This window comes from Streptomyces sp. NPDC044033 (genome assembly GCF_056434425.1).
The window spans coordinates 242618-252127 of the sequence record NZ_JBWKFF010000003.1 but is presented as its reverse complement, the minus strand read 5'-3'; the positions used below and the strand labels follow the sequence as shown (position 1 = coordinate 252127).

Sequence of the window (9510 nt, the reverse complement as noted above, 5' to 3'; positions counted from 1 at the left end):
GGGGGGGGGGGGGTGGGGGAGGGGAGATATGGACATGCGGCGCCCTCCCCCCCTCCCCCCCCCCCCCCCCCCCCCCCCCCCCCCCCCCCCCCCCCCGCCCCCTCCCGTAGTCGTGTGGTGCCCTCGGGCGTCTCTATCGGGCCCGACGCCGTTGGGCTCGCGCTCAGCGCAGCGCCGCGGCCTCGCGGGCCAGCTGTTCCACGCGGCCCCAGTCCTTCGCGCGGAGCGCGTCCGCCGGGAGCATCCATGTGCCGCCCACGCAGCCGACGTTGGGCAGCGCCAGGTATGCCGGGGCGGAGGGCAGGCCGATGCCGCCCGTCGGGCAGAAGCGGGCCCGGGGGAGGGGCGAGGCGAGGGACTTGAGGTAGGCGGTGCCGCCCGCCGCCTCGGCCGGGAAGAACTTCATCTCGGTGACGCCGAGCTCCAGCAGCGCCACCACTTCCGAGGTTGTCGAGACCCCGGGCAGGAACGGCAGCCCGGACGCCTTCATCGCCTCCAGCAGTCGCGGCGTCCACCCCGGGCTCACCAGGAAGCGGGAGCCCGCTGCTACGGCGGCGTCTACGTGCGCGGAGCCCAGGACCGTACCCGCGCCCACCACGGCCTCCGGCACCTCGGCCGTCATCGCGCGTATCGCGTCCAGTGCGGCCCCGGTGCGCAGGGTCACCTCGATCGCGGGCAGTCCGCCCGCGACGAGGGCGCGGGCCAGAGGCACGGCGTCTGCCGCGTCGTCCAGGACGACGACGGGGATGACGGGGGCCAGATCGAGTACGGAAGAGGGGGCCGGGGCGGCGGCAGCACTGGTCACGGGTGCCATCCTGCCGCCGTACGGCATTACCCGCAATGGTCGTTGCGGAGGTTGCAACGTTGACCGGAACGGCTGCTCGGCTGATTACGGTCCGCAGTCGGCGGGTCTTCGCTGGGTCGGTTTTCGGCTCCGCCGCCCCTTGATTGACCGGCGCTCCGCTCGGCCGCCCCTGCTCGACGGCGGCCCTGCTCGCCTGTCGCCCCTTGCCCGACCGGCGCTCCGCTCGGCCGCTCCCCGCTCGACGGCCGCCCCGCTCGACGGCCGCCCCGCTCGACGGCCGCCCCGCTCGCCCGGCTCGCGTGCGCTAAAGCTCCGTCACGATCACGTCGAGCGCCCAGCCCCGGCCCGCCCGCGCCGGTGCCTCGGCCTCCACCGTGTACCCCAGCTCGCGCACCGCTCCCACCAGTTCCTCCGGCCCGTCCGGCGCCGCGCCGCTCACCAGCAGATCGCGCACCAGTCGCCCCTTCGTCGCCTTGTTGAAGTGGCTGACCACGGACCGCTTCTCCACCCCGTCCACCATCTTCGACTGGAGCACCCGCACCGTCGCCGTGCGCTCCGCGACCTCGCCCTTCGGCTTCCACGCCGCCGCGTACGCCGCCGAGCGCAGATCCAGCACCAGCCCGTCCCCGGCCACCGCCGGCAGCACGTCGGCCATCGGCCCCCGCCAGTACGCGCCGAGCGCCCCCGTACCCGGCAGCTTCACCCCCATCGAGCAGCGGTACGAGGGGATGCGGTCGCCGATCCGTACCGCGCCCCACAGCCCGGAGAAGACCAGCAACGACCGCTCCGCGCGCCGCCGGGCCGCCGCGTCCAAGGTCGCCAGGCCCAGCGCGTCGTACAGCACGCCCGTGTAGATCTCACCGGCCGGGCGCGTCCCCGCGTCCCGCAGCGCCGCGTTCTTCGCGACCTCGCCGCGCAGCCCGGCGCTCAGCCCCAGTACCCGCGCGGCCTTCTCCTCGTCGCCCGCGCACAGCTCCACCAGCTCGTCGAGGACGGCCCCGCGCGCCACCGTCAGCTCCGGAAGCGACAGCGCCGCCAGATCCAGCGGGGCCCCGGAACCACCGGCGGCCTTCCCCTCCGAGGGCGGCAGCAGCACGAGCACGACGATCTCCTTCACGCGGTGGTACGGGACGGGGCGGCCCCGGGGCAGCTTAAATCCTGTCCGCCCGCGCCCGCCCCACCCGAATATCCCAGATGTCCGCTTGACGCCCGTACGCGACAGTCACCGCGCCCCGCGCCGCACCCCGTCCTACGCTCGGTGCCATGCCCCGCCGCCATATGCATGTGACCGACTCGGACGGTGCCCCCCTGCGGGCCGCGTTGCACGAGTTGCGCACGAAGATGGAACTTCCCGAGGCGTTCGAACCGGCCGTGCTCGACGAGGCCGAACAGGCCGCCAAGAGCCCCCGCCTACCCGACCACGACGCCACCGACCTGCCCCTGTTCACCATCGACCCGCCCGACTCGATGGACCTCGACCAGGCCATGTTCCTCGCCCGCCGCGACGGCGGCGGCTACCGCGTCCACTACGCCATCGCCGACGTCGCCGCCTTCGTCACCCCCGGCCGCGCCCTCGACGCCGAGGCCCACCGCCGCGTCATGACCCTCTACTTCCCCGACGAGCGCGTACCCCTGCACCCCGCCGTCCTCGGTGAGGCCGCCGCGAGCCTCCTGCCCGACCAGGACCGGCCCGCGCTCCTGTGGCGGCTCGACCTCGACCCGTCCGGCCAGGTCGTACGGACCGACGTGCGCCGCGCCCTCGTCCGCAGCCGCGCCAAGCTCGACTACGCGGGCGTACAGCGCGCCATCGACTCCCGTACCGCCGAGGAACCGCTCTCCCTCCTCCGCGAGATCGGCCTGCTCCGTGAAGAGCTCGAACGCGACCGGGGCGGCATCTCCCTCCACGTCCCCGAACAGGAGATCGTCGAGCGCGGCGAGCGCTACGCCCTCGAATACCGCGCCCCGCTCCCCGCCGACGGCTGGAACGCCCAGATCTCCCTGATGACCGGCATGGCCGCCGCGGACCTCATGCTGCGCACGGGCACCGGCATCCTGCGCACCCTCCCGGCCGCCCCCGAGGGCGCCGCCGCCCGGCTGCGCCACGTCGCCCGCGCGCTCGGCATCGACTGGCCCGAGGACATGCCGTACTCCCAGGTCATCCGCTCCCTCGACGCGCGCCGCAGCCGCCACGCGGCCTTCCTCCAGGAGTGCACCGCCCTGCTGCGCGGCGCGGGCTACACCGTCTTCGACGGCGAGGCCCCGCAGCCCGCCGAGGCCGGGCACGCCGCCGTCGCCGCCCCGTACGCGCACTGCACCGCCCCGCTGCGCCGCCTCGTCGACCGCTACGCGGGCGAACTGTGCCTGGCCGGTACCGCGGGAGCCGAGCCGCCCGACTGGGTGCGCGAGGCGCTCGACGCGCTGCCGGGGGAGATGGAGGGCGGCTCCCGGCGGGCGAACCAGGCCGAACGGGAGAGCGTGGACCTGGTGGAGGCGGCGTCGCTGCGAGGCAGGGTCGGCGAGATCTTCGACGCGTACGTGGTGGACGTACAGCCGAAGCGGCCCTCCTCCGGCACCGTCCACCTCTACGAACCGGCCGTCATCGGCCGCGTCGACGGCGCCCCCGACGCGCCCCCGCTCCCGCTCGGGCACCGCCTGCGGGTACGGCTGACAGAGGCGGAACCGGGGCGGCGGAAGGTGCGGTTCGCCCCGGTGTGAGTGGGGGACGGGGGCCCTGGAGTCGCTCAGGCCGGTTCGGGCGCGGGGCCCCGTCCGCGGCAACGGCCGCTCAGGCAGGTTCCGGCGCTGGGGCCTGGGGCCTGGAGCTTGGGGCCTGGGGTCGCTCAGGCCGGTTCCGGTGCGGGGAGCAGCGCCCGTACCGCCGTGATCAGCGCGGCGGGGTCGTCGGCGTGGCAGCGGACCATACGGGCGTGACGCGGCGCGCCGCGGGGCGTGCGGTAGCCGACCGGCTCGGTCAGCTCCACGGTGACGGAGGTCTGCCCGGCGATGGGCAGTTCCAGCACACCGTCGGCGGCCTCGGCGGCGGGGAAGCGGACATCGCGGCGCACGGAGGCGATGAGCTCCGGCGGTATCCGCAGATCGAGCCGGGCGGCGCCGCGGACGCGCAGACCGGCGGGGCCGACGGTGTGCGGGCGGGTGACGGCCCCGGCGTGCAGGCCGAGCAGGAACAGCACCCCGTACCCGTCGATGACCAGCGTTATCAGGTGCGCGACGGGATAGCCGGAGAGCAGCACGGCCACCCCGGCCGTCTCCACGACGCTGACGAAGACCAGGGCGTACAGCATCGACGCCTGCGCGCGGGCGTACCCGAACCCCTCGTCACCGCCCCGCACCCCGTCCCGCCGCCGCGCCGCCCACAACCCGAGGCTGACGCACACCCGCCCCTGATGCGCCGCCACCAGACGCACCCGCCGCAGCGCGCTCACTGCTCGGCACCGGACCGGGCGCGGGCGACGAGCCGCCGCATCGCCCCGCGCACGGCGGCGGCCTGGGCGGGAGCGAAGTCGGAGAACAGCGCGCCGACGAAGCCGTCCTGCCCGCTGTCCTCCACGTCGGTGCCGGCGCCGATCTCCGCCTCCACACCGGGCGGCAGGCAGTCGGCGAGCAGCCGCGACGCCTCGTCCACGCGGGGGTCGGCGGGGTCGGCGTCCGCGAGGTCGTCGAGGAGCGCGTACACCTCGTACGCGCGCTCCATCGCCCCCGGCTCGGCCGCCGCCGACCGCAGCAGCGCCATGATCCGCTCGCGGTCCTCGGGCGCCGCGGCGGTCTCCAGCAGGGCCAGCAGCTCCCGCTCCTTGGCGGCCGCTACGGGCTCCGGACCGGGCCGCGCGGCGCCGACGCGCGCCATCTCGCCGTAGAGCGCGGCCAGTTCGGCGGAGACGGGCCCTTCGGCGGTCAGGGTCCCCTCCTCGGCCTGGCGCCGCAGCGCCGCCACCCGCGCCCGCCGCTCACGGACCGCCGCCTCCTGGCGGGCCAGCTCCGCGTCCAGTTCGCCCAGCACCTCGCGCAGCTCGCGCCCGGAGCCGTCGGCGAGCACGTCCCGAACCTCGTCCAGGCTCAGCCCCAGATCGGTCAGGCGGCGTACGCGCGTCAGCGCCACGGCGTCCCGGAGCCCGTACGCGCGGTAGCCGTTGGCGAGCCGCGGCGGCTCGGGGAGCAGCCCGAGATGGTGGTAGTGGCGTACGGTCCGGGGGCTGACGGCCGCGAGTGCGGCGAGCTCTCCGATTCTCATGGGCCCAGTAGAAACGTTGCCGTCGCGGCAAGGTCAAGCGTCCCGTACCAGGCCGGGTACCATGGTCGGCACGGCGGACGAGCCGGCCGGGCGGCCGCGTGGGGATCTTCGGATCCTCCCGAGGAACGTCCGGGCTCCACAAGGCAGGGTGGTGGCCAACGGCCACCCGGGGTGACCCGCGGGACAGTGCCACAGAAAGCAGACCGCCGGGGGCCGTGAGGCTTCCGGTAAGGGTGAAACGGTGGTGTAAGAGACCACCAGCCTCCGAGGTGACTCGGAGGGCTAGGTAAACCCCACCCGGAGCAAGGTCAAAAGGGGCCGTCGACAGACGGCCCTGCGCGGACGTTCGAGGGCAGCCTGCCCGAGTCCGCGGGTAGACCGCACGAGTCTGTCGGCAACGGCAGACCTAGATGGATGGCCGCCTCCCCTCGGGCCGCAAGGCCCTTGGGAGACAGAACCCGGCGTACAGGCCGACTCGTCCGCCGGCCCACCGGTTCGCCGGTCCGCTTGTGCGTGGCCCCTGATTCGCCGACCCACTGGGATGGCGGGTCGGGGGCTTTGTGCTTGCCGCTTCCCGCCTCCCGTTTCCCGCCTCCCGCTTGTCGCACGTCGCACCGGTCTGTGCGGCCCGGGGTGCCATAGGAAACCCCTATGGCGGCTGCTGACATTTCGTCTTTGCCTCTCGTTCTGCCCCGGCCATACCGTGAAACAGCTCGATGAAGTGCTCACCGCGATTTCTCCGAGGAATCGCGCTCTGCGCATCATGTCGATTCTTTTCCGTCGAGCGGACGAATGAATTATCGAGAGGATCAGGGGTATGACCATGACCGAGAACGGATCGGGAAATCGGGAACTCGCGGGTAAGCGAGCCCTGGTCACAGGTGGTTCCCGCGGAATTGGAGCGGCCATCGTGCGCCAATTCCTTGAAGCGGGCGCCGAGGTGATGACGACCGCGCGGTCGGCGACGAGCACGGTGCCGGAGGGAGCCTCTTTCGTGGCGGCCGATGTGCGGACCCGGGCCGGAGCGGAAGCGCTGGCGCTGGCCGTGCAGGAGAGGCTCGGCGGGGTGGACATCCTGGTCCACAACGCGGGTGGGGCGGGGCCGTACAAGGGTGCTCTGGCCATCCCCGACGAGGCGTGGCAGGAGGCGCTGGACCTGAACTTCCTGGCGGCCGTGCGGCTGGACGCGCTGCTGGCGCCGGGGATGCGGGACCGGGCTTCGGGGGCGATCGTGCATGTCTCCTCGGCCGCGGTCCCCACCGTGGCCCCGCCGTTCCTGCACTACACCACGGCGAAGGCGGCGCTGGAGAACTACAGCCGGGGGCTGGCCGCGGAGCTGGCCCCGGCCGGAATCCGGGTCAACACCGTGTCGCCTGGCAGGACCGCCACCCCCGGCGGCGCAGCGACGCGGGAACAGTGGGCGCGTCTGACCGAGGGGCCGGGCCAGGCCGCCACCACCCCTCCGCTGGGGCGTGACGGCCTGCCCGACGACATCGCGAACACGGTGCTGTTCCTCAGCAGCGACCGGGCGGGCTGGCTGACCGGGAGCAATATCGTCGTAGACGGCGGAGAATTCCCCAGGGGCTGACGGAGCGAGAATTCCAGAGTGCCGTTCCAGTAAAAGCGTCAGCGTGATGAAATTCCAAAGGGCATGAGAAACATGACACACGAGATATCAAACGGTATGGAATTGCGGGGGAAGGTGGCGCTGGTCACTGGCGGCACTTCCGGGATCGGCCTGGCGACCGCTCGAATGCTGGCCCGTGCGGGGGCCGAGGTCGTCATCAGCGGCCGCGACGTCGAGCGCGGCAAGGACGCACTGCGTGCCGCGCAGGAGGACGGCGAGGTTCGGTTCGTACGGGCCGACGTGGCGGACTTGGACTCGGTCGCCGAACTGGCCCGCCAGAGCGGTCCGGTCGACATCCTCGTCAACAACGCGGGCGCTTTCCCCACCTCGCTCACCGTAGAACAGAGCGTGGAGGGCTACGAGCGGGTCTTCAACACCAATGTACGCGGCGCCTACTTTCTGGTCGCCGCGCTCGTACCGCACATGCTCGAAAAGGGCGAGGGCAGCATCGTCAACGTCACCTCGCTCGCGGCGTTCAAGGGCTTCCCCAGCGCCTCGGTCTACGGCGCGACCAAAGCCGCGCTGTCCTCGCTGACCCGTACGTGGGCGGCGGAGTTCGCCGACGGCGGCGTACGGGTCAACAGCGTCTCTCCCGGCCCGACCCGCACCGAGGGCGTGCTGGCGGCATGGGGGGAGGAGGGCAACGAGGGCGTGGCCAAGAGCCTGGGGATCAAGCGGACGGCCAAGGCGCACGAGATCGCCGAGGCGATCTGTTTCCTCGCCTCTTCTCGTGCCGGGTACATCACTGGCACCACGATGCACGTCGACGCGGGAGGCGCTGTCTTCTAGAGACGAGTCGTTCCGATGCGATCAACGGCCGTAGCCGAGCCGAGCCGAGCCGCTCAGACGCTGGGCATCACGGTGAGAACGACCTTGCCTCGGGGATGGCCCTCCTTCAGGCGGCGGACGGCGGCTGGGGCCTCGGCCAGGGGATATGTGCTGTCGATGGCCGGAACGATCTCGTCCTTCTCGACCAAGGTCTTGAGGGTCAGAAGATCATTTTGGCGGGTGACCATAAGGAGGCCGAGGAGGTTCTGGCGTACGAACCGGGTCCGCGCCGCCATCACGAGTTGGATGCCGGCGTCACCGAACCAGCGGCTGCCGCCCTCGCCGCCGATACGGACGAGAGTGCCGTTCGGGGTGAGCACACGGCGCAACAGGGCGAGGGGGCGGTTGCCGGCGACGTCGAGGACGATGTCGTAGCGGCGGGTGCGACCGGTGACCTCCTCTCGGGTGTAGTCGATGACGTCCGTAGCGCCCAGAGAACGGACGAAGCCGACCGCGCCCGTCCCGCAGACCCCGGTGACGTCCGCGCCGTGAGCGGCGGCGAGTTGAACGGCGAAGCTGCCGACTCCGCCGGAGGCACCGAAGACCAGGACTGTCTGGCCCGCCCGTACCCCCGCCTTGGCGTGCAGGGCCTGTAGGGCGGTGAGACCGGAGACCGGCACGGCGGCGGCCTGCTCGAAGGTGAGGTTCTCGGGTTTCGGGGCGATCTTGGTGGCCTTGGCGAGCGCGTACTCGGCGAAGGACCCCGCGAATTCCCCGTAGACCGCGTCGCCGGGCTCGAACCCGGTCACCTTCGCACCGACCGCCTCGACGCGCCCGGCACCGTCGAACCCCCGAACGGGGTTCTTGGGCCTGCGCAGCCCGAAGACGAGGCGGACCATGAAGGGCAGCCCCGTCATCAGATGCCACACGTCCGGCCCGACCCCGGCGGCATGCACCCGTACGAGCACTTCGCCGGCGGCGGGGGAGGGGCGGTTGATCTCCCGCAGTTCGAGGACGTCTGCGGAGCCGTAGACATCCTGCACGATGGCCTTCATCGCATATTCCTCCCGATTGAGATGACGGGCGGGGGCCCACGCGGGTCTTCGGGGTTCGGGCGGATCGTCGGGGGTGCGCGCAGGCCGTGCGGAGGAGCTGAATGAGCGTTTGGCGCAGCCCTCTCAGCATCCCGCGAAGCCGCGATCGCGCCTAGATGTGCTGTCGGGGGCGATGCCGAATGCGGGCGGTGCGCCGCGTGCACCGGCCGCGTGCACCGGTCGCGTACGGCTGGAGCAGCCGGGGCAGCCGGGGCGGGATTGGGGGTGGGTGGGTGCGGGTTTCGTCTCGGACCCTGCGGGTCCAGGGCGCTGGCAGCGGGAGGGGAGGGGGCGGGCTGACCTCGGTTCGCTGCCTGTCGCCCGTGTTCGTGGCTGGGGTCAGAGAAGCTCGCTGCGCTTTGCGGCTGGTTGCTGCCGCGAGGTGGTCGGGGTGGGTTCTTCGGGTGCGAACGCGGGTGCGTCTCGGCCTGTGATCCACAGCGGAGGCGAGAGGCGGCCCGGGGTTGGTTTGCTGTCTGCGGCGGTGGTCGCGGCTGGGGTCAAGACGAGCTCCGCTGCGCTCCGCCGCCGGCCGCTGCCGCGAGGGGCAGTGGTGGGGCGTTGCCGGAGGCTCTCGGGGGCTACTCGTAAGTAGGGTGGGGTTGCCGCCCGACAAAAGTTCCTTTCCGGGCATGGAATCGGACGGCAATCCCACTCTGTTGCCCAATCAACATCACGGGTCGGGCATATCGGGCGCGTTGGCTGCCGGAGGGGAGTTTCCCCACCTCGGGGCCCCTGTTCTGCGGGTGGAAACCGCCCCCGGACGCCGGGCGCCCCCGAGGCGCAGCGCGCCGCATCCACTGCCGGCCGCCGTGGATCACAGGCGCGAGCTGCCCGCGCGTCCGCACCCGAAGAGCCCGCACCGGCCATTTCGCGGCAGCTACCAGCGGTGAAGCGCAGCGAGCTTCTCTGGCCCCAGCCACGAACCCGGGCGGCAGACAGCGAACCGAGACCAGCCCGGCCCCCT

General features: G+C 72.6%; 8 protein-coding genes and 1 other RNA gene. 4 read left to right on the top strand and 5 right to left on the bottom strand.

All coding sequences use genetic code 11. The annotated features are described in order from the left end of the window. Positions 1-163: 163 nt before the first annotated feature. Both eda and yaaA read right to left on the bottom strand, forming a co-directional pair. Positions 164-814 carry a bifunctional 4-hydroxy-2-oxoglutarate aldolase/2-dehydro-3-deoxy-phosphogluconate aldolase gene (gene eda, locus AC07AB_RS08510; RefSeq protein ID WP_478562162.1) on the bottom strand — a complete coding sequence of 217 codons (651 nt, stop codon included), beginning with the start codon at positions 812-814 and terminating at the stop codon, positions 164-166. Positions 815-1109: 295 nt separating this feature from the next. Next, complete coding sequence (gene yaaA, locus AC07AB_RS08505; protein ID WP_478562638.1) at positions 1110-1907, bottom strand: peroxide stress protein YaaA; 798 nt, start codon at positions 1905-1907, stop codon at positions 1110-1112. A gap of 161 nt (positions 1908-2068) precedes the next feature. Between yaaA and AC07AB_RS08500 the strand changes: the two genes are divergently transcribed. Then, on the top strand, positions 2069-3520 hold the full coding sequence (locus tag AC07AB_RS08500; protein ID WP_478562159.1) for an RNB domain-containing ribonuclease: 1452 nt from the start codon (positions 2069-2071) through the stop codon (positions 3518-3520). 125 nt (positions 3521-3645) lie between these two features. On the opposite strand, the gene AC07AB_RS08495 is transcribed toward AC07AB_RS08500, so the two are convergent. Next, complete coding sequence (locus AC07AB_RS08495) at positions 3646-4248, bottom strand: hypothetical protein (RefSeq protein ID WP_478562156.1); 603 nt, start codon at positions 4246-4248, stop codon at positions 3646-3648. Further along, on the bottom strand, positions 4245-5054 hold the full coding sequence (locus tag AC07AB_RS08490) for a MerR family transcriptional regulator (protein ID WP_478562153.1): 810 nt from the start codon (positions 5052-5054) through the stop codon (positions 4245-4247). Before AC07AB_RS08490 ends, AC07AB_RS08495 begins: the two co-directional genes overlap by 4 nt. Before the next feature lie 78 nt (positions 5055-5132). On the opposite strand from AC07AB_RS08490, the gene rnpB reads away from it, so the two are divergent. From rnpB to AC07AB_RS08475, 3 genes are all read left to right on the top strand, one after another. Beyond that, an RNA gene (gene rnpB / locus AC07AB_RS08485) (RNase P RNA component class A) lies at positions 5133-5536 on the top strand. A 335-nt stretch (positions 5537-5871) separates the two neighbouring features. Further along, positions 5872-6642 (top strand): SDR family oxidoreductase, encoded by a 771-nt coding sequence (locus AC07AB_RS08480; RefSeq protein ID WP_478562150.1) that lies wholly within the window; start codon positions 5872-5874, stop codon positions 6640-6642. Positions 6643-6738: 96 nt separating this feature from the next. Beyond that, positions 6739-7470, top strand: a complete 732-nt coding sequence (locus AC07AB_RS08475) for an SDR family NAD(P)-dependent oxidoreductase (protein WP_478562148.1) — start codon at positions 6739-6741, stop codon at positions 7468-7470. Positions 7471-7523: 53 nt separating this feature from the next. Here AC07AB_RS08475 and AC07AB_RS08470 read toward each other — a convergent pair whose 3' ends face one another. After that, positions 7524-8504, bottom strand: a complete 981-nt coding sequence (locus AC07AB_RS08470) for an NAD(P)-dependent alcohol dehydrogenase (protein ID WP_478562145.1) — start codon at positions 8502-8504, stop codon at positions 7524-7526. Between the last annotated feature and the right edge of the window lie 1006 nt (positions 8505-9510).

What these genes read in the sequence shown, in the direction of transcription:
- eda (WP_478562162.1), bottom strand. Translation starts at nt 814, where the DNA reads ATGGCACCCGTGACCAGTGCTGCCGCCGCCCCGGCCCCCTCTTCCGTA.
- AC07AB_RS08500 (WP_478562159.1), top strand. Translation starts at nt 2,069, where the DNA reads ATGCCCCGCCGCCATATGCATGTGACCGACTCGGACGGTGCCCCCCTG.
- AC07AB_RS08490 (WP_478562153.1), bottom strand. Translation starts at nt 5,054, where the DNA reads ATGAGAATCGGAGAGCTCGCCGCACTCGCGGCCGTCAGCCCCCGGACC.
- AC07AB_RS08480 (WP_478562150.1), top strand. Translation starts at nt 5,872, where the DNA reads ATGACCATGACCGAGAACGGATCGGGAAATCGGGAACTCGCGGGTAAG.
- AC07AB_RS08475 (WP_478562148.1), top strand. Translation starts at nt 6,739, where the DNA reads ATGGAATTGCGGGGGAAGGTGGCGCTGGTCACTGGCGGCACTTCCGGG.
- AC07AB_RS08470 (WP_478562145.1), bottom strand. Translation starts at nt 8,504, where the DNA reads ATGAAGGCCATCGTGCAGGATGTCTACGGCTCCGCAGACGTCCTCGAA.